This window comes from Massilia sp. BSC265 (genome assembly GCF_000740675.1).
GTDB lineage: Bacteria > Pseudomonadota > Gammaproteobacteria > Burkholderiales > Burkholderiaceae_D > Telluria.
This window is the reverse complement of sequence record NZ_JPXI01000030.1, coordinates 107,990-127,418: the sequence shown is the minus strand read 5'-3', so window position 1 is coordinate 127,418 and position 19,429 is coordinate 107,990. Positions and strand designations below refer to the sequence as shown.

The window sequence follows — 19,429 nt, the reverse complement described above, 5'->3', positions numbered from 1 at the left end:
GACGCGTGACGGTCGCACTTTATTCACCACGGATGAGGAAGACATGGACGATGCAACCCGGGCCGAGATCCTGGAAACAGGCTGGCGGATCCACGATGCGGTCGAGGACAGCCTGCTGCGCCATCCGGCGACCAGGGGCGGCGACGGCTGGCAGGACAAGCAGCGCCTGCTGCTGGCCGACATGGCGCTCCACCTGCTGCAGGCGGCGCTCGCGCCCGGCGACATCCGGCTGGACAAGCTCAGGAACAGCCTGCACGCCATCTTGACGGTATCGGATGGCCTGCTGCCGCAGGCCGGGCTCAGGGAAGCAAGCAGGAATCTCTACGCCGCCGAAGAAGCAGGCGTAGCGGTCGCATGATCAGCGTGGCCAGCTCGGCAACTGCTATTGCAGGTTCAGGCCCGCCGGAACAGCGCGCAGAAATCACGTACCGCCGTGGCCGGATCCGCGGCCGCATATACGCTCGTGATCGCCGCCACCATCGCCGCGCCACGCTCCACCAGCGGCGCCGCGTTCAGCGGGGTCATGCCGCCGATGACGACCATCGGCAGCGATACGCGGTCGCGCCAGACATCGATGAGTCCGGGAGGCGTGACGAAGCTGTACTTCTTGACCGGCGAGGGATAGAAGCCGCCGAAGGCCACGTAGCTGGCGCCGGCCTGCCGGGCGGCTTCGGCCAGCTTCAGCTCGCCGTAGCACGAAGCGCCGACGATCTTGTCCGGACCCAGCAGGACCCGTGCCTGCGCCACCGGACTGTCCGTGCCGCCGACGTGCACGCCGTCGGCGTCGAGGTCGCGGCACAGGTCGATGTGATCGTTGATCACGAGCGGCCGCTGATGGCTGCGGCACAGCGCCAGCAGGGCCGCAGCCTGCTCGGCCCGCAAGGCGGGGCTGGCACGCTTGTGGCGGTACTGCACCAGGGAGGCGCCGGCGCTCAGGGCAATGTCGGTGACGGCGAGCAGGCGATCGGTGTCGTCCCAGTCGGGAGTGACGAGGTAGAGCCCTCGCATGAAATGCTTGTTCAAGATAATCCTCTCGTGTGCTCGATGGCTCAGTGAATATGCAGGATGCGGCGCGGGATGCGCTGCCCGGGCGCGATCCGGAAGGCGTGCGCCAGCGTCTGGTGGCAGTAGTCCTGCGCGTGCTGGAGCGCCTGCGCCATCGGGTCGCCCAGGGCAAGGCGGGCCGCGATGGCGGCGGCCAGCGTGCAGCCGCTGCCGTGGTAGCTGTACGGCAGGCGCGGCAGACGCCAGCTGCGCTGCTCCACGCCGTCGCGCAACCAGCGGTTGACGATGATGTCGCCCTCCCCATGCCCCCCGGTGACCAGCACGTGCTCGCAGGGCACCGCGCCCAGCGCCTCGGCTTCGGGCAGGTTCGGCACCAGCACGGTGGCCAGCGGCAGCAGTTCGTCCAAGGCGGCAATGGCATCGCCCTTGCCGAGCGCGTCGCCATTGCCGCTCGCGAGTACCGGGTCGAGCACCACCGGCAGCGCCGGGTCGGCGGCGTGCAGCTGGCGCAACAGCCGCGCGATGGCGGCCGCGTTCTCCCTGCTGCCGGGAATGCCGATCTTGACCGCGTCGATGCTGCAGCAATCGATGATGGCATCGGCCTGGCGTGCGACCAAGCCGGCGTCGACCGGCCGCACCTCGTGCACGCGGTTGTTGTCCTGGACAGTCAGGGCCGTCGCCACCGGCAGGGCATGGCCGCCGAGTGCGCCGATGGCGGTGATGTCCGCCGCCAGCCCTGCTCCCCCGCCGGGATCGAGTCCGGCGAAGACAAGCACGGTGGGTACCATCAGGTGGCCATGCCCTGCACCGGCGACGAAGGGGAGGCCGCGAAGCGCTTCGGCATGCGCCCCGCCAGATGCGCCTCGCGCCCGGCGATCACGGCGTGGCGCATTGCGCGCGCCATGCGCACCGGGTCGCGGGCGCAAGCGATCGCCGTGTTCATGAGCACGCCGTCGCAGCCAAGCTCCATCGCGATGGCCGCATCCGAGGCCGTGCCCACGCCGGCATCGACCAGCACCGGCACCGTGGCCTGCTCGATGATCAGCGACAGGTTCCAGGGATTGAGGATACCCATGCCCGAGCCGATGAGCGAAGCCAGCGGCATCACGGCCACGCAGCCGATCTCCTGCAGGAGTCTAGCCTGCACCGGGTCGTCGCTGCAGTAGACCATCACGTCGAAGCCGTCGCGCACCAGCGTTTCCGCGGCCTTGAGCGTCTCCGGCATCTGCGGGAACAGGGTCTTTTCGTCGCCCAGTACTTCCAGCTTGACGAGCTTGCGCCCGCCCAGCAGCTCGCGCGCCATCTGCAGCGTGTACACGGCGTCTTTCGCCGTATAGCAGCCCGCCGTGTTGGGCAGGATGGTGAACTCATCCGGCGGCAATACGTCCAGCAGGCTGGGGGCGTTCGGGTCCTGGCCGATGTTCACGCGGCGGATCGCCACGGTAATGATCTCGGCGCCCGCAGCCAGGGTCGCTTCGCGCGTCTGCGCCAGGTCGCGGTACTTGCCGCTGCCGACCAGCAGGCGCGATCCGTACTGGCGGCCGGCGATGGTCAGCAAATCTTTATCTTCAACTGCGTTCATATCGTCTCCTGTAGGGTGGGCGGGTCTCCCGCCCACGCGGATGACCTGCCCAAATTCAAGCATCGTGTCGATTCATGCGGGGTTTGACCGCGTGGGCGGGAATCCGCCCACCCTACGATCCTCAGCCGCCGCCGATGGCGCGCACGATGTCCACCTTGTCCCGGGCCTGCAGGCGGCGCTGCGGCCACTGCTGGCGCGGCACCACTTCGCGGTTGACCGCGACCGCCACCGCCTGCTCCGCCAGGCCCAGCTGGCCGGCCAGGTCCAGCAGCGACACCCCTGCCGGAACCCGGTACACGGCGCCATTCAGTTCGATCTCCGTCATCACACCTCCCGGTACAGTTTCGCGCCGCCGCGCACGAACTCGATCGCCTTCTCTTCCATGCCTTTGGTTAGCGCGGCCTGCTCGCCCACGCCGCTGGCGGCCGCATACTCGCGCACTTCCTGCGTGATCTTCATCGAGCAGAAGTGGGGGCCGCACATCGAGCAGAAATGGGCCACCTTGGCGGAATCCTTGGGTAGTGTCTCGTCGTGGAAGGCGCGCGCCTTGTCGGGGTCCAGCCCGAGGTTGAACTGGTCTTCCCAGCGGAATTCGAAACGTGCTTTGGAAAGCGCGTTGTCGCGTAGCTGTGCCCCCGGATGACCCTTGGCCAGGTCCGCCGCGTGGGCCGCGATCTTGTAGGTGATGATGCCGTCCTTGACGTCCTGCTTGTCGGGCAGGCCCAGGTGCTCCTTGGGCGTGACGTAGCACAGCATGGCGGTGCCGTACCAGCCGATGGTGGCCGCGCCGATGCCCGAGGTGATGTGGTCGTAGCCGGGCGCGATGTCGGTGGTGAGCGGCCCGAGGGTGTAGAACGGGGCTTCGCTGCACTGCGCCAGCTGCAGGTCCATGTTCTCCTTGATCAGGTGCAGGGGCACGTGGCCCGGGCCCTCGATCATGGTCTGGACGTCGTGCTTCCAGGCGATTTGCGTCAGCTCGCCCAGGGTCTTCAGCTCGGCCAATTGGGCTTCGTCGTTGGCGTCGTAGATCGATCCGGGACGCAGGCCGTCGCCCAGGCTGAAGGACACGTCATAGGCCTTCATGATCTCGCAGATCTCTTCGAAATGCGTGTACAGGAACGATTCCCGATGATGCGCCAGGCACCACTTGGCCATGATCGAGCCGCCGCGCGACACGATGCCGGTCAGGCGCTTGGCCGTCATCGGCACATAGGCCAGGCGCACGCCGGCATGGATGGTGAAGTAGTCGACGCCCTGCTCCGCCTGTTCGATCAGGGTGTCGCGGTAGATCTCCCAGGTCAGTTCCTCGGCCTTGCCGCCGACCTTTTCCAGCGCCTGGTAGATCGGTACCGTCCCGATCGGCACCGGCGAGTTCCGGATGATCCACTCGCGCGTCTCGTGGATATGCTTGCCGGTGGAGAGGTCCATCACGTTGTCGGCGCCCCAGCGGATCGCCCAGGTCATCTTTTCCACTTCCTCGCCGATCGACGACGTCACGGCCGAGTTGCCGATGTTGGCGTTGATCTTCACCAGGAAGTTGCGGCCGATGATCATCGGTTCGATCTCGGGGTGGTTGATGTTGGCCGGGATGATGGCGCGGCCGCGCGCCACCTCGTCGCGCACGAATTCCGGCGTGATCTCCGGCGGGATGCTGGCGCCGAAGGACTGGCCCGGGTGCTGGCGCGACAGCAGGCCGGCCACGCGCGCGCCCATCGGGCCGGAATCGACCAGCGAGGCGATGTATTCCTTGCGGCGCAGGTTCTCGCGCAGGGCGACGAATTCCATCTCGGGTGTGATGATGCCCTGGCGCGCGTAGTGCATCTGGGTGACGTTGCGGCCGCTGCGGGCGCGGCGCGGCGTGCGCTGCAGCTCGAAGCGCAGGGCGGCCAGCGCCGGGTCGGCCAGGCGTGCCTTGCCGTAGTCGGAAGTCGGGCCGGGCAGCTCCTCGGTGTCGTCTCGTTCGAGGATCCACGGCAGCCGCGGCGTGCCAAGGCCGCGGCGCACGTCGATACTGGCGGCTGGGTCGGTGTAGGGTCCCGAGGTGTCGTAGACGAACAGCGGCGGATTCGGCTCGCCGCCGAAGCTGTCGGGTGTCGGGGATTGCGAGATCTCGCGCATCGGCACGCGGATATCGGGCCGGCTGCCTTCGATGTAGACCTTGCGGGAATTGGGGAAGGGTTCGATCGCCGCCTGGTCGACCGTGGCGGTCGCGGCTTCGAATTTGAGCGGTGCGTTCATGTGGCTCCTTTGCGGAGCCAGCAAAGGAGTGTGCCAGGTCCGGCCGCACGGGCGCGCCCGCGCCCTGGCCGTGTTCTGACTGCTTCCCTTCGCTGGCATTATCCAGATCAGGTTCGGAGGGTATTTCTCACCCGTGTCGCATTTGCGACAACAGGACCCCTAGCGTGTGCCGCGTCTGGCTTCCCAGGACGCAGCGGGCGGATTATAGCCGCATCTACTCTATAATGGTTCTTTTCGCACAATTTTTTAGTTGACCACATCATGGAACTTGCCAAGTCTTTCGAGCCCGCAGACATTGAACAATACTGGCGCACCGAGTGGGAACAGCGCGGTTACTTCACCGCCACCATGGAAGACGGCAAGCCGTCGTTCAGCATCCAGCTGCCGCCGCCGAACGTGACGGGCACCCTGCACATGGGCCATGCCTTCAACCAGACCGTCATGGACGGCCTGACCCGCTACTACCGCATGCGCGGCTACAACACCGCATGGATCCCGGGCACCGACCATGCCGGCATCGCCACCCAGATCGTGGTGGAGCGCCAGCTCGACGCCCAGAAGATCTCGCGCCACGACCTGGGCCGCGACGCATTCGTGGAGAAGGTCTGGGAGTGGAAGGAAAAGTCGGGCAACACGATCACCGGCCAGATGCGCCGCATGGGCACCTCGCCGGACTGGCAGCGCGAATACTTCACCATGGACGAGACCCGCTCGAAGGTCGTGTCGGAAGTCTTCGTGCGCCTGTTCGAACAGGGCCTGATCTACCGAGGGAAGCGCCTGGTCAACTGGGACCCGGTGCTGGGCACCGCGGTGTCGGACCTGGAAGTCGACTCGCAGGAAGAAGACGGCTCGATGTGGTACATCAAGTACCCCCTCAGCGACGGCTCGGGCCACCTGACTGTTGCCACCACCCGTCCTGAAACCATGCTGGGCGACGTCGCCGTGGCGGTCGACCCGACCGACGAGCGCTACCTCCACCTGCACGGCAAGCTGCTCACCCTGCCCCTGACTGGCCGCCAGATCCCGGTGATCGCGGACAGCTACGTCGACAAGGAATTCGGCACCGGCTGCGTGAAGATCACCCCGGCCCACGATTTCAACGACTACGCGGTCGGCCAGCGCGCCAATCTCGCGCCGATCAACATCTTCACGCTGGACGCAAAAATCAACGAGAACGGCCCGAGCCAGTACCAGGGCCTGGACCGCTTTGCCGCGCGCAAGCAGATCGTCGCCGACCTCGAAGCGCAAGGCCTGCTGGAGCAGGTCAAGCCGCACAAGCTGATGGTGCCGCGCGGCGACCGCACCGGTGTCGTCATCGAACCGATGCTGACCGACCAGTGGTTCGTCGCCATGAGCAAGCCGGCGCCGGAAGGCACGTTCAATCCGGGCAAGTCGATCACCGAAGTGGCGCTGGAAAAGGTCGCCAAGGGCGAGATCAAGTTCGTGCCGGAGAACTGGACCACTACCTACAACCAGTGGCTGGGCAACATCCAGGACTGGTGCATCTCGCGCCAGCTGTGGTGGGGCCACCGCATCCCGGCCTGGTACGGCGAGAACGGCGAAATCGTCGTCGCCCGCAACGAAGAAGAAGCCCAGGCCAAGGCCGCCGCACAAGGCATCACGGGCGCGCTGCGACGCGACGACGACGTGCTCGACACCTGGTTCTCCTCGGCCCTGGTGCCCTTCTCGACCATGGGCTGGCCGGAAGAAACCCCGGACATGAAGCACTTCCTGCCGTCCTCGGTGCTGGTGACCGGCTTCGACATCATCTTCTTCTGGGTCGCCCGCATGGTGATGATGACGGCCCACTTCACCGGGAAGGTGCCGTTCGAGACCGTATACGTGCACGGCCTGGTGCGCGACTCGCAGGGCCAGAAGATGTCCAAGTCGAAGGGCAACACGCTCGACCCGATCGACCTGATCGACGGCATCGACGTCGAGTCGCTGGTTGCCAAGCGCACGTCCGGCCTGATGGACCCGCGCACTCTTGATAAGATCGCCAAGGCCACCCGCAAGGAATTCCCGGAAGGGATCCCGGCCTTCGGCACCGACGCCGTGCGCTTCACGATGGCGAGCTACGCTTCGCTGGGCCGCAACATCAACTTCGACCTCGGCCGCTGCGAGGGCTACCGCAACTTCTGCAACAAGCTGTGGAACGCCACCCGCTTCGTGATGATGAACACGGAAGGCAAGGACTGCGGGCAGCCGGATCCGGAAGACCTGTCGCAGGCCGACCGCTGGATCATCTCCCTGATGAACCGCGTCGAGCTGGAAGTAGCCAAGGGCTTTGCCGACTACCGCTTCGACAACATCGCCAGCAGCATCTACAACTTCGTCTGGTACGAATACTGCGACTGGTACCTGGAACTGGCCAAGGTCTCGGTCCAGCAGGGCACGGAGGCCCAGCAGCGCGCCACCCGCCACACCCTGCTGCGCGTGCTGGAAGTGGTGCTGCGCCTGGCGCACCCGATCATCCCGTTCGTGACCGAAGCCCTGTGGCAGGCGATCGCGCCGCTGGCCGGCAAAGGATCGGGCGACAACCGCGATTCGATCATGACCCAGCCGTATCCGCTGGCCAACACCTCCTTTGTCAGCGAAGAGGCGGAAGCGTGGATGGAGCAGCTCAAGTCGCTGATCGACGCCACCCGCAACCTGCGCGGCGAGATGTCGCTGTCGCCGTCGGTGCGCGTGCCGCTGATCGTCGAGCCGGGCACCGAGGAAGATCGCGCCCGCATGGCTGTGTTCGCCCCATACATCCAGTCGCTCGGCAAACTGCAGGAAGTGCAGATCGTCGACGCGCTGCCGGAATCGCCGGCAGCCGTGTCGATCGTCGGCACTACCAAGCTGATGCTGAAGGTCGAGATCGACGTGGCCGCCGAGCGCGAGCGCCTGTCGAAGGAGATCGCGCGCCTGCAGGGCGAGATCGCCAAGGCCAGCGGCAAGCTGTCCAACGAGAGTTTTGTTGCGCGCGCGCCGGCCGCGGTGGTGGAGCAGGAGAAGGAACGCGTGGCGAACTTCTCTGCGACGCTGGCCAAGATGCAGGAGCAGCTGGCGAAGTTGCCGACGGCCTGAATCAAATGAAAACCCCCAAAGTTGTGTCCAACTTTTGGGGGTCAGTTCACTCGGCCGCGTTTTTCGTAGGGTGGGCGGCTCTACCCGGCACGATGGATATCGGTGCTGCGAACGCCGCCCACCCTACAGGCCTTACTGGCCAGACGCTGCATGCGCAGTGCGCAGCTTCTTCACCGCTCCGACCACGGCCGTGCGCGCGGCGCCGCAATCCAGCTTCGCCATCTGCTGCATGCTCATGGTTTTCCCGATCTCTTCTGCCACCAGATAGCCCAGGTAATAGCCGCGCCGTGCCGGCAGGCCGGTCTTGTCGCCGCCGCTGCCGTAGAACAGGCCGGCATAGTCGGTCCGGTCTTCGCTGTCCAGCTTGCCGTGCAGGTCTTCCAGTGCGCGGCCCAGCGCCTTGCGGGTGTCGGCCACCAGGTTGGGCGGGAAGTCGAGCAGCAGTTCGCTGTTGTTTGCCGACGGATTCATCTGCTTGGCCACATAGGTGGCCAATCCCTCGCTCCACAGCGACGCCCAGATCGGCCGAGGCTTGCATTCCATGCCGTGGTAGTCGTGGAACAGCTCGTGGTGGAAGAACGCGGCTTCGTCACCGTCGCCGTGGTACTTGACCATCGAATCGGCGCCGAAGATGAAGTACCGCTTCCCGTCGATGGTGCGGCTGCCGCCGTCCATCTCGCCGAGCGAGTGCAGGAACCAGATGTCGGTCGTGGCCGGGTAGTCCGGGAAGGCGGCCCGGAAGCTGGCGACGTGCGCCGGGAGGTCCTGGGTGAAGCGCGCCACCTTCTTCACGTAAGCCTCGCGTATCCCCGGGAACTCGGCGAAGGCCTGGACCAGGTCGGCCTCGCGCTGGGCTTCGCTGCGTTGCCCCTTGAAACGCTCGGCCCCGTAGAAGCCCGGGAAACGGGATGCGACGGTGGCCTTGAAGTCCTGCACGAACTCACGTTCGGACTTGCCGGCGTTGCGGTCGAAGACCGTCGTGAAGCCGCTTGCCAGGTCGTGTACCTTCATGGCGGGAGCCGGTGCGGAGAGGCTGGCGGCGCCGGCGGACAGCGCCGTGCCGAGGAAGATCAGGGGAAGCAGTTTTTTCATTCTCGTTATCGTATTGGTTTTGGCAGGAAAAATCGGATTATTTGGCTGCGGCGTGCGCCTTGCGTAGGCGTTCGACCGCCGCCACCACCACCGGACGCACGGCGTCGCACGGCAGCTTGGCCAGCTGCTGCAGGCTCATCGACTTGGCCGCCTCCTCCGCCACCAGCATGCCGAGGTAGTAGCCGCGCCGCGCCGGCATGCCGCTCTTGTCGCCCTTGCGCAGGAACAGACCGCTGTAGGCTTCCTGGTCGGTGCTGTCCAGCTTGGTGTACAGGTCGTCGAGCGCGCGTCCCAACTGTTTGCGGGTGTCTACTGCCATATTCGGTGGCAAATTCAGGAGCATCTCGTCATCGGTCGCATTCGGATTCAGCTGCTGTGCCGCATAGCTGGCCAGCCCCTCCTGCCACAGGGAAGTCCATACCGGCCAGCTGCTGCATTGCATCGGTTGATAGTCGTGGAACAGTTCATGATGGAAGAAAAACGCGCCGGCGTCCTTGCCCTGGTTTTTGGCCATCATGTCCGCCCCGAAGATGAAGACCAGCTCGTCGTTCAGGCGCCGCTTGCCGCCGTCCATCTCGCCCAGCGAATGGACGAACCAGAGATCGTTCTTCGCTTCATAGTCCGGGAACAGCTTGCGGAAGCTGGCGATGTGGGTCGGGAGGTCCCGGTTGAAGCTGTTCACCTTTTGCGTATATGCATCGCGCAGCGCCGGAAAGGCTGCCCGCGCTGCGGCGATCTCGGCGTCGCGCTGCGCTTCGCTCTTCTTGCCTGCGAAGCGCTCGACGCCATAGAAAGCCGGGAACTTCGCTGCCACGGTAGCCTTGAAGTCGCGGATGAATTCCTCGTCGGACCTGCCCACGTTCCGGTCCCACACTTCGGCGAAGGGGCCGGCCAGGTCGTGTACCTTCATCACGGGCTGCAGTGCCGTCCCGTCCGCGTGGACGGTGCCGGCGGCGCCAACGGCCATCAGGGTGCCCAGCAGCGGGCCCAGCAAGAGGCGAGAGAGACGGGAAATGCGCTTCACGGTAGACGGATCCTCTATGAAAAAGCGGCATTGTATCGGCATGAAAATGGGAAGAATGTCATCAAGTGTCGCAAAATTGTCAAGACACCCATGTCGCACGGGTCATGGCAATTGGAGGACATCCTCGGATTCCGCCATCCACTTGGCAGGAAGTGTTTGCTACACTCTGCGGTACCAATAACGATTCTGGAGACACCAAGATGCGACAACTGATGAAGGCAAGCCTGATTGCCATGATGTTCGCGATGCCCGCAGCCATGGCGCAAAACGCCTCGCCGGCAGGCGTATGGAAAACGATCGACGACGAAACCGGCAAGCCGAAGTCGCTGGTGCGCATCACCGAAGACAACGGCGTCCTGACCGGCAAGATCGAAAAACTGTTCCGCCCGGCCGACCAGGACCAGAACCCGAAATGCACCGCCTGCGAAGGCGCGCGCAAGGACCAGCCGATCGTCGGCATGACCATCCTCTCGGGCCTCAGGAAGGACGGCAACGAGTACACCGGCGGCGAGATCCTCGACCCGTCCAAGGGCAAGACCTACAAGAGCAAGGCGGCGCTGAAGGACAACGGCAGCAAGCTGGAAGTGCGCGGCTACATCGGCGCGCCGATGTTCGGCCGTTCGCAGACCTGGGTCCGCGAGCAGTAATCCACCGGGGCGGCAGCATCAGGCGGGCACCATGATTCGCAATCACATGGTCGTGCGACGGCTGCCGCATCATGGCCGGCGCCTGGCCCGGTTGTAAGATGGGCGCATGACCCAGACCCAGGCCTATCTCTACCTCGCCTTCGCCATCGTCGCGGAAGTCATCGGCACCACGGCGCTCAAGGCTTCCGACAGCTTTACGCGGCCGATTCCCAGCCTGGTCACCGTCGGCTGCTATGCCCTGTCCTTCTACCTGCTGACCTTCAGCCTGCGCGTACTCCCTACCGGGATCGCCTACGCGATCTGGTCGGCGGTCGGTATCGTGCTGATCTCCGTGATCAGCTGGTTCGTCTACGGACAGCGCCTCGACCTGCCCGCCATCGCCGGGCTCGGGCTGATCATCGCGGGGGTGGCGGTCATCAACCTGTTCTCGACAAGCGTGCGTCACTGAGCGTTCCATACCGGGCCTTCCATTCGCGCGCCGCAGAAATTGCATTTTCGCTATCTTCGCTTATTGCTGAGTTGTTCTTACAACAATTAAATACGAGGAAAGCCGAATGATCTTCTTGCGTCTCGCCTGCCTGCTGGCAGGCGTCCTGGTGCTGGTGACGCCACCGGTCGTGCTGTTCCCGAACGGCGCCTCCACGCTGGAACTGTCGCGTTCCACCGCCCTGCTGGCGGCCATGCTGCTTGCTGCATCGAGTTTCTTCTTCATCGGCATGGCCGGCCACCGCATCAAACGCTCGCCAGCGCTGGGCCGCCTGTCCGCCCTGGTGCTGCTGGTCACCTTCGTGGCAGGCAGCGCGATCCTGTGGGGCAGCGCCGAACCGACCGCCCTGTGGCTGAGCGGGGCGCTGCTCGGCTTCACGTTGATCGTGTCGCTCGCGCTGGCCCTCCTGATGCTCCAGGAACCGAGCGCGAGCCGCGTGCGCGCCCGCGAACGCCGCCAATCGCGCCTGCCGGTGGTACACCACCTCTGACGGCAAGCTGCGGCCGGCGCGGGCCGCGGCGACGCACGCGCTACAGCCAGCCGGCGTCGCGCGCCATGCGGTAGGCCTCGACCCGGTTGGCGGCGCCCAGCTTGCTGATCGCCTCGGACAGGTAATTGCGCACCGTGCCTTCGGACAGGTGCACCTGGCGCGCGATGTCGGCGCTGGCGCGCCCTTCGCCGGCCAGGCGCAGCACCTGGCGTTCGCGCTCGGTCAGCGGGTCCTCGCCGCCGCTCCAGCTCTCCAGCGCCAGCTCGGGCGCGATCGCACGTCCGCCCCCATGCACCGCGCGGATCGCCACGCCCAGGGAATCCACCGGCGCATCCTTCAGCAGGTAACCGCGCACCCCGGCCTCCAGCGCGCGGCGCAGGTAGCCGCTGCGCCCGAAGGTGGTCACCACGATCAGCTTGGCCGGCAGGCGGCGCTCCTTCAGCTGCGCTGCCAGCTCCAGCCCGGTCATCAGGGGCATCTCGATGTCGGTCAGGACGATGTCGGGCAGGAGCCGCTCGCACATGTCCAGGGCTTCCCTGCCGTTGGTGGCGGCGCCGACGACCTCGAAGTCCGGCTCGAGCCTGAGCAGCGCGGCCATTGCGCCGAGGACGAGGGTCTGGTCTTCGGCCAGCAGTATGCGAATCATGTAGATACTCCCGCAGGAACACGTAGTTCGAGTTCGAGGCCGGCCCGGGCGCGCAGCGCCAGCCTGCCGCCCAGCGACTGGGCGCGCTCGCGCATGCCGCTCAAGCCGTTGCCGTGCCGGATGTCGGCCTCGCTGCGCGCCCGGCCGTCATCTAGAATGCGCAGCACGGCCACGCCGTGTTCGAGGACGAGCGACACGCTGCAGCGGCGCGCGCCGGCGTGGCGCACCACGTTGGTGACCGCCTCGCGCAGCGCCAGCGCCAACACGTTCTCGGCGGCCGGCGCCAGCGCGAAGCGTTCCACCTTTTCTTCCAGCCGGACGTCTGCCGCCGCCAGGCTGGCGCGTGCGCCGGCCAGCGCGTGGGCCAGGCCTTTCTCGCGGTAGCCCGTCACGGCGGCGCGCACCTCGGCCAGTGCCTGACGCGCGCTGGTTTCGATGTCGCCGACTTCGCGCGCGCACGCCTCGGCATCGCGGTGCACCAGCTTGCGCGCCAGTTCGGCCTTCAGGGCGATCAGCGAGAGCGAATGCCCGAGCAGGTCGTGCAGGTCGCGCGAGATGCGCTCGCGCTCGGCGATGGTTGCCATGTGCTCGACCTCTTCCTGCTTGCGCACCAGCTCCTGGCGCGAGCGGCGCAGGCGCGCATCCATGAAGGCGCCCATGCCCACCGGCAGTCCGGCAGTCAGGAGCGGCATCAGGAAGATGAAGCGCATTTGCCCGTGCCTGACCTGCAGGGACGCGAGCAGTCCAAGGGCAATCACGCCCCCGATCGCCAGCATGGCGCGCCGGAAGTCCGTGAAGCGGGCCGCCATGGCGCAGGCGAAGATGAAGAACGTGGCGGCGCCGACGTTCCAGCGCGCCCAGACCGCGCCGATCAGGCAGCCCGCGCCCATGCAGGCGAGGACTTGCCAACCGCGTGCCCAGTAGCTGGCGAAATACAGCGGCACGAAGACCGCCAGCGTCAGGGCCAGCAGGGACAGCTCGAGAGGACCGGGTGTGACGTAGAAGTACTTCCAGCCCAGGTAGCCGAGGCTCAGCAGCCAGAAGTACGGCATCTTGCCCAGCTCGGGCGGGACCCACGGTCCCGCCAGCACCTGTTTGATCTTGTTCATGTCGTGAGGACGGTGGTGTCAGTTCGCCAGCAGGCGCACGTCGGCGATCTCGAAGCGGTAGTCGCCCGGTTGCGGGCCCGCATTGAATCCTAACATGGTGACAGCCGCCGGATCGATGCCCTTGAGTTCGCTGAAAGGCACCGTCACTTCACGCCACTCCGGGCCGGCCACGAAACTCTTCGCGCCCGGAATCTGCACACCCTGCGACATGGCGATCAGCTGGTAGGTCTTGCCGTCGCCGCGCGTCCGGAAGCGCACCAGCTTTACACTGCTCAGGTCCACCGACCCCATCGGCTGCGCTCCCGGCATGAAGGCCACGCCGGCCCAGGCAAAGGGCAGTCCCGGCTCCACCTTGGCATCGATCGCGAGCGGCACCTGGCCGTCCGGCAGCGCCGGTTGCGCCGCCAGCTTCACGGACGATTTGCCGCCCGCGAAGCTGTCGGTGGACGGTCCCCATCCCATGCCGAAGGGGCTGGCCAGGCGCTTGTCGCTGAACTGGCTGATGCGGCCATCGGGCGGCAAGGCGAGCGCCTTCGCGCCGGGCTGGGCGGCCTTCGCCACCTGCCGCCGCTGGTCCTCGCGCAGCCCGTTCGCGCTCTCGCCATCCTTCCAGACTTCGGCGATCCGGCGCGTGGCCTTGATATCGAGCGCCGGGTTGCCCTCGACCAGCAGCAGATCGGCCTTGTAACCCTTGGCGATGCGGCCGCGCTGGCCCAGCCTGAACGCCTTGGCCGGCGCGCTGGTGGCGGCCGCCAGGGCCTGCACCGGGCTCAGGCCGGCTTCCACCAGGGCCGCCAGTTCGCGGTGCATGCTGATGCCGTACTGGGTGCCCGGATTGCCGGCATCGGTGCCGGCCAGCACTGGCACGCCGGCCTTCACCAGCGCGGCGGTGACGCGCTTGGGCGCCGCCAGCATCGCCCCACGTTCCTTGGTGCCGTAGCGCGCCTTGAGCGGGGCTTGCCCATCCTTGTCGAGCAGGCCGGCAAAGGCGGGGTCGGCGAGCAGGTCGTCGCCGCGCCAGGCCGCCATGCTTTCCAGCACGGCGAAGGTCGGGATCACGAATGCGTTCCGGCTGGCGGCCAGCCGCGCCAGTCCTTCCGCGTCTTTTGCGTCGCCCGGGAACAGGTGGACCAGGCCGTCGGCGCCGGCCTCCAGCACGTCGCGCGCATCCTTTTCGTTGCCGATGTGGACCACGGCCAGCTTGCCGCGCTTGTGGGCCGCATCGATCACGGCCTTGGCGGTCGCCAGGTCGAGCGGCTTGAAGCCGTAGCCGCCCTCCATCACGATCTTGATGAAGTCCGAGCCTTCGGCGATGCGGGCGTCGACGAAGGCCTGGGCCTGTTCCGGCCCGGTGATGGTCGGGATCGGGATGCCGAACTGGGTGCCGTGGCCGTTCGGGCCGGTGACCAGGGTGCCGGCCGAGAACAGGTCGGCATGGCGGTGGTTGCCGCCCCGTGCCATCTCCCCCTTCGCCTTCTTCATCATGCCGACCTCGGTGAACATGTCGACCTGGGTGGTCACGCCGAACAGCACCGGCAGCTCGTGGAAGCGGAAGGCGTGGGTGTGGGCGTCGATCAGGCCCGGCAGCAGAGTACGTCCTGCGCCATCGACGACGCGCGCATCGACGGGCGCCGGGCCGCGGAAGTCGGCGTCGACGATGACGCCCTTGTCGAACAGGACCGAGCGGCGTTCGTGCACGCGCTCGCCGTCGAAGACGCGCACGTCCTGGACCAGGGTGGGAGCGGCATGGGCGGAGGCAGCCAGCAACAGGGCGGCGGCGGCGGACAGGACTTTCAGGGCAATGGGCTTCATACCTTCCTCGCTTGGGTTGATGTGAAGCCAGTATGCGAAAACGACGATGGCGCCGGTAGAAGCAGGCGCCATCGGTTTGTCATGACAATTGTCATGTACCGGATCTAGCCGGGAGGGAGGTTATCCCAGAGATCGCCCGTCGGGCTGATGCGGGGCGCGGTGACGCCGAAGTGTTGATACGCCAGCGGCGTGGCAATGCGCCCGCGCGGGGTGCGCTGCAGGTAGCCCTGCTGGATCAGGTAGGGCTCGAGCACGTCCTCGATGGTGTCGGCCGCCTCGCCGATCGCCGCCGCCAGGTTGCCGATGCCCACCGGACCTCCTGCAAACTTGAACAGCACCGCTTCCAGCAGCTTGCGGTCCATGACGTCGAAGCCGACGGTGTCGACATCTAACATCTTCAGGGCGCGGTCGGCCATGTCGACGGTGATCTCGCCGGTACCCTTCACTTCCGCGTAGTCGCGCACGCGGCGCAGCAGGCGGTTGGCGATACGCGGCGTGCCGCGCGCCCGCTTGGCGACTTCACGCGCGCCCTCCTCGTTGATGGGGGCTTCGAGCAATGCCGCGCTGCGGGTGACGATCTTGGTCAGCTCCTCGACGTTGTAGAACTCGAGGCGCGCGACGATGCCGAAGCGGTCGCGCAGCGGGTTGGTCAGCATGCCGGCGCGGGTGGTGGCGCCCACCAGCGTGAAGGGCTGCAGGTCGAGCTTCACGGAACGCGCGGCCGGGCCCTCGCCGATCATGATGTCGATCTGGTAGTCCTCGAGCGCCGGGTACAGGATCTCCTCGACCACCGGCGACAGGCGGTGGATCTCGTCGATGAACAACACGTCGTTCGGCTCGAGGTTGGTGAGCAGCGCGGCCAGGTCGCCCGGACGCTCCAGCACCGGCCCCGAAGTCTGGCGCAGGTTGACGCCCATCTCGCGCGCGATGATGTGCGCCAGCGTGGTCTTGCCGAGGCCCGGCGGGCCGAACAGCAGCGTGTGGTCGAGCGCCTCGCGGCGCTTGCGCGCGGCACTGATGAAGATCTCGAGCTGGTCGCGGATCTTGGCCTGGCCGACGTACTCGTCCAGCTGCTTGGGGCGCAAGGCGCGCTCGATCGCCTCCTCGTTGGGCGAGGCCGGCGCCGCGTCGATCACGCGGTGCTCGGTGAAATTGTCGGTCTGGATGCTCATGCTTATGCTTTGGACAGTGCCTTGAGTGCGAACTTGATGCCGTCGGAAACGCTCGACCCGGCCGGCATGTTCTTGGTCGCGAAGAGTGCTTCCTTGTCAGAATACCCCAAAGCGACCAGCGCATTGAGCACGTCGGCCTGCGCATCGTCGCGCACTACCCCGCCGACCACGCCGATGTCGGCGCCCAGCTTGCCCTTCAATTCCAGCAGCAGGCGCTCGGCGGTCTTCTTGCCGATGCCCGGGATCTTCACCAGACGGCCGGCTTCCTGCAACGTGACGGCCTGCGACAGGTCGGCCACCGTCATGCCCGACAGGATAGCCAGGCCCATGCGCGCACCGATGCCGGTGATCTTGATCAGTTGGCGGAACAGCGCGCGTTCGGAGGCGGTCCCGAAGCCGAACAGCAGGTGCGCATCCTCGCGCACGACCAGATGGGTGAACAGCACCACCTTTTCGCCGGTGTGCGGCAGGTTGTAGAAGGTGCTCATCGGCACGTCGACTTCATAGCCGACGCCATTGCAGTCCACCAGCACGTGCGGCGGCGCTTTTTCAAGCAGGATTCCGGAGAGACGACCGATCATCGTGTGTTCCTTTTTTTCTTCAACGCTTAAACGAGGCGGCTGCGTTTCATGCGCAGCGTGCTTGTCGTGGGCGACAGGGCGCCGACCAGGGACAGCGTGTCGATGCTGTGAGCGTGGCAGATCGCCACGCCGAGGGCATCGGCGGCGTCGGTGCCAGGCAGGCCCGGCAGCTTCAACAAGCGCGACACCATATCCTGGACCTGGGCCTTGGCCGCCTTGCCGGTGCCGACCACGGCCTGCTTGACCTGCACGGCCGTATATTCGGCCACGTCGAGGTCGGCCCCGACCAGGGCCGTGATCGCGGCGCCGCGCGCCTGGCCCAGCAGCAGGGTCGACTGCGGGTTGACGTTCACGAAGACTTTTTCGACGGCCGCGCAGGTGGGTCCGTAGGCGGAGACGATTTCGCCCACGCCGTTCAGGATGACCTTGAGCCGCGGGGGCAGCGCGCCTTCCGTGCCGGTCTTGATGGTGCCGGACGCAATGTAGCGCAGCTTCGTGCCGTGTTTTTCAATGACGCCGAACCCCGTCGTACGCAGGCCCGGGTCGATGCCGAGAATAATCATTGTGGAATGATATACGGCTGCGCGGTGTTCGTGGGAAAAATACTGTGCAAAAACACAGTGCGTGGCGAATGTTACCACGTAGGGTGGGCGGCTTTGCCGCCCACGCGTTCAACGACAGCAAAAGAACCGGTATGCGTCCATACCCAAGCTGGTTGAACGCGTGGGCGGGAAAACAGTCCACTGGACTGTTTCCCCCCGCCCACCCTAAGGTGAGCGGTTCCGTCTGATGGATCAGTGACGGAAGTGACGGGTACCGGTGTACAGCATCACGACGCCGCGCTCGTCGGCCGCATCGATGACTTCCTGGTCACGCATCGAGCCGCCCGGATGGATCACGCAGGTCGCGCCCGCATCCACCACCACGTCCAGGCCGTCGCGGAACGGGAAGAAGGCATCCGACGCCACCGCCGAACCAGTCAAGGAAAGACCGGCATTCTGCGCCTTGATCGAGGCGATGCGTGCCGAGTCGATGCGGCTCATCTGGCCGGCGCCCACGCCCAGGGTCATGCCGTTGGCGCAGAACACGATGGCGTTCGACTTGACGAACTTGGCCACGCGCCAGGCGAACATCAGGTCCTGCAGCTGCTGCTGGGTCGGCTGCTTCTTGCTGACCACGCGCAGGTCGCCCAGGCCGACGTTCTTGGCATCCGGCGCCTGCACCAGCACGCCGCCGCCGACGCGTTTCAGGTCATAGGCGTTCTGGCCTTCGCCCAGCGGGATCTCGAGCAGGCGCACGTTCTGCTTGGCCGCCATGATCTGGCGCGCCTCGGCGGTGAAGCTCGGTGCGATCAGCACTTCCACGAACAGCTTCGATACGGCCTCCGCCGCACGGCCGTCGACGTCGACGTTGAAGGCGATGATGCCGCCGAAGGCCGAGGTCGGGTCGGTCTGCAGCGCGCGGGTGTAGGCGTCCAGCGCATCGACGCCGATCGCCACGCCGCACGGATTGGCGTGCTTGACGATCACGCAGCCGGCCGGCTGCTGCATTCCGCCGAGCGACTTGACGCATTCCCAGGCCGCATCGGCGTCGGCGATGTTGTTGTACGAGAGTTCCTTGCCCTGCAGCTGGCGGTAGTTGGCCAGCGCGCCCGGGGTGGCGACCAGGTCGCGATAAAAGGCGGCGCCCTGGTGCGGGTTCTCGCCGTAGCGCATGTCCTGGACCTTCTCGAAGCTCATGTTCAGGGTCTGCGGATAGCCCGAGCGGGTCGCATGCAGGCGGTCTTCGCCCAGGCTGGTCAGGTAGTTGGTGATCGCACCGTCGTACTGCGCGGTGTGGGCGAACACCTTCTTGGCAAGGCGGAACTTGGTCTCGTAGCTGACCGGGCCGGCGGTGGTGCCGGTGCCCTTCATTTCGGCCAGCACCACGCCGTAGTCGGCCGGGTCGACGATCACGACCACGTCGCGGTGGTTCTTGGCCGCCGAGCGCAGCATGGTCGGGCCACCGATGTCGATGTTCTCGATCGCGTCTTCCAGCGAGCACTCGTCCTTGGCGACGGTCTGCTGGAACGGGTACAGGTTGACCACCACCATGTCGATCTGCGGGATGCCGTGCTCATCCAGCTTGGCGACGTGCTCCGGCAGGTCGCGGCGTGCCAGGATGCCGCCGTGCACCTTCGGGTGCAGGGTCTTGACCCGGCCGTCGAGCATTTCCGGGAAGCCGGTGTAGTCGGCGACTTCAGTGACTTGCACGCCATTTTCCTGCAGCAGCTTGGCGGTGCCGCCAGTGGACAGGATGTTGACGCCGAGGGCTGCCAGGGCCTTCGCGAAGTCGAGGACGCCGGTTTTGTCGGAAACGGAAATCAGTGCTTGTTTGATCATGGTGAGGCCTGTGGTTGAAAATTCTTGCGCCCGTCAGATGACGAAGGCGGCGGACGGCGAACCGGCCGCGCCCAGACGCACGGCCACGCCA

19 protein-coding genes and 1 riboswitch are annotated in these 19,429 nt (G+C 66.2%); of the genes, 5 read left to right on the top strand and 14 right to left on the bottom strand.

The window, feature by feature from the left end; all coding sequences use genetic code 11:
• The first annotated feature begins 43 nt into the window (after positions 1-43).
• Positions 44-358, top strand: a complete 315-nt coding sequence (locus tag MA09_RS10395; RefSeq protein ID WP_036247834.1) for a hypothetical protein — start codon at positions 44-46, stop codon at positions 356-358.
• A gap of 35 nt (positions 359-393) precedes the next feature.
• On the opposite strand, the gene thiE is transcribed toward MA09_RS10395, so the two are convergent.
• From thiE to thiC, 5 genes are all read right to left on the bottom strand, one after another.
• On the bottom strand, positions 394-1,008 hold the full coding sequence (gene thiE / locus MA09_RS10390; protein WP_036248018.1) for a thiamine phosphate synthase: 615 nt from the start codon (positions 1,006-1,008) through the stop codon (positions 394-396).
• Between the two features lie 41 nt (positions 1,009-1,049).
• Positions 1,050-1,793 (bottom strand): hydroxymethylpyrimidine/phosphomethylpyrimidine kinase, encoded by a 744-nt coding sequence (locus MA09_RS10385; protein ID WP_036247831.1) that lies wholly within the window; start codon positions 1,791-1,793, stop codon positions 1,050-1,052.
• The gene (locus tag MA09_RS10380; RefSeq protein WP_036247829.1) at positions 1,793-2,587 is read right to left on the bottom strand and encodes a thiazole synthase; all 795 of its coding nucleotides are present in this window, start codon (positions 2,585-2,587) and stop codon (positions 1,793-1,795) included. Before MA09_RS10380 ends, MA09_RS10385 begins: the two co-directional genes overlap by 1 nt.
• A 121-nt stretch (positions 2,588-2,708) precedes the next feature.
• A complete protein-coding gene (gene thiS / locus MA09_RS10375) occupies positions 2,709-2,912 on the bottom strand; it encodes a sulfur carrier protein ThiS (RefSeq protein WP_036247827.1) in 204 nt (67 codons plus the stop codon).
• Complete coding sequence (gene thiC / locus MA09_RS10370; protein WP_036247826.1) at positions 2,912-4,825, bottom strand: phosphomethylpyrimidine synthase ThiC; 1,914 nt, start codon at positions 4,823-4,825, stop codon at positions 2,912-2,914. Before thiC ends, thiS begins: the two co-directional genes overlap by 1 nt.
• 67 nt (positions 4,826-4,892) lie before the next feature.
• Positions 4,893-4,996: riboswitch (TPP riboswitch) on the bottom strand.
• A gap of 90 nt (positions 4,997-5,086) precedes the next feature.
• Between thiC and MA09_RS10365 the strand changes: the two genes are divergently transcribed.
• Positions 5,087-7,897, top strand: coding sequence for a valine--tRNA ligase (locus tag MA09_RS10365; RefSeq protein WP_036247821.1), 2,811 nt, complete (start codon positions 5,087-5,089; stop codon positions 7,895-7,897).
• A gap of 132 nt (positions 7,898-8,029) precedes the next feature.
• Here the strand turns inward: MA09_RS10365 and MA09_RS10360 are convergent, their stop codons facing one another.
• Together MA09_RS10360 and MA09_RS10355 are read right to left on the bottom strand one after the other, a co-directional pair.
• Positions 8,030-8,989 carry a hypothetical protein gene (locus MA09_RS10360; RefSeq protein ID WP_036247818.1) on the bottom strand — a complete coding sequence of 320 codons (960 nt, stop codon included), beginning with the start codon at positions 8,987-8,989 and terminating at the stop codon, positions 8,030-8,032.
• A gap of 37 nt (positions 8,990-9,026) precedes the next feature.
• Positions 9,027-10,013: a hypothetical protein gene (locus MA09_RS10355; RefSeq protein ID WP_152594618.1), complete on the bottom strand. Its 987-nt coding sequence runs from the start codon at positions 10,011-10,013 to the stop codon at positions 9,027-9,029.
• 200 nt (positions 10,014-10,213) lie between these two features.
• Between MA09_RS10355 and MA09_RS10350 the strand changes: the two genes are divergently transcribed.
• From MA09_RS10350 to MA09_RS10340, 3 genes are all read left to right on the top strand, one after another.
• On the top strand, positions 10,214-10,660 hold the full coding sequence (locus MA09_RS10350) for a DUF2147 domain-containing protein (RefSeq protein ID WP_036247814.1): 447 nt from the start codon (positions 10,214-10,216) through the stop codon (positions 10,658-10,660).
• Between the two features lie 106 nt (positions 10,661-10,766).
• Positions 10,767-11,108, top strand: coding sequence for an SMR family transporter (locus MA09_RS10345; RefSeq protein WP_036247812.1), 342 nt, complete (start codon positions 10,767-10,769; stop codon positions 11,106-11,108).
• 106 nt (positions 11,109-11,214) lie between these two features.
• Entirely contained in the window at positions 11,215-11,637 is a 423-nt protein-coding gene (locus MA09_RS10340; protein WP_036247809.1) for a hypothetical protein, read from the top strand.
• Between the two features lie 40 nt (positions 11,638-11,677).
• Here MA09_RS10340 and MA09_RS10335 read toward each other — a convergent pair whose 3' ends face one another.
• The 7 genes from MA09_RS10335 to purH all read right to left on the bottom strand — a co-directional run bounded on the left by MA09_RS10335 (position 11,678) and on the right by purH (position 19,338).
• A complete protein-coding gene (locus MA09_RS10335) occupies positions 11,678-12,283 on the bottom strand; it encodes a response regulator transcription factor (protein ID WP_036247806.1) in 606 nt (201 codons plus the stop codon).
• Complete coding sequence (locus MA09_RS10330; protein WP_036247803.1) at positions 12,280-13,392, bottom strand: sensor histidine kinase; 1,113 nt, start codon at positions 13,390-13,392, stop codon at positions 12,280-12,282. The genes MA09_RS10335 and MA09_RS10330 overlap by 4 nt, the downstream gene beginning before the upstream one ends.
• Before the next feature lie 18 nt (positions 13,393-13,410).
• On the bottom strand, positions 13,411-15,204 hold the full coding sequence (locus tag MA09_RS10325) for a CIA30 family protein (RefSeq protein ID WP_036248016.1): 1,794 nt from the start codon (positions 15,202-15,204) through the stop codon (positions 13,411-13,413).
• 104 nt (positions 15,205-15,308) lie between these two features.
• Entirely contained in the window at positions 15,309-16,376 is a 1,068-nt protein-coding gene (gene ruvB / locus MA09_RS10320; RefSeq protein WP_036247800.1) for a Holliday junction branch migration DNA helicase RuvB, read from the bottom strand.
• A gap of 2 nt (positions 16,377-16,378) precedes the next feature.
• Positions 16,379-16,957 carry a Holliday junction branch migration protein RuvA gene (ruvA, locus tag MA09_RS10315; RefSeq protein WP_036247798.1) on the bottom strand — a complete coding sequence of 193 codons (579 nt, stop codon included), beginning with the start codon at positions 16,955-16,957 and terminating at the stop codon, positions 16,379-16,381.
• Between the two features lie 26 nt (positions 16,958-16,983).
• Positions 16,984-17,520 carry a crossover junction endodeoxyribonuclease RuvC gene (ruvC, locus tag MA09_RS10310; protein WP_036247796.1) on the bottom strand — a complete coding sequence of 179 codons (537 nt, stop codon included), beginning with the start codon at positions 17,518-17,520 and terminating at the stop codon, positions 16,984-16,986.
• 231 nt (positions 17,521-17,751) lie between these two features.
• On the bottom strand, positions 17,752-19,338 hold the full coding sequence (gene purH / locus MA09_RS10305; protein WP_036247794.1) for a bifunctional phosphoribosylaminoimidazolecarboxamide formyltransferase/IMP cyclohydrolase: 1,587 nt from the start codon (positions 19,336-19,338) through the stop codon (positions 17,752-17,754).
• Positions 19,339-19,429: the final 91 nt, after the last annotated feature.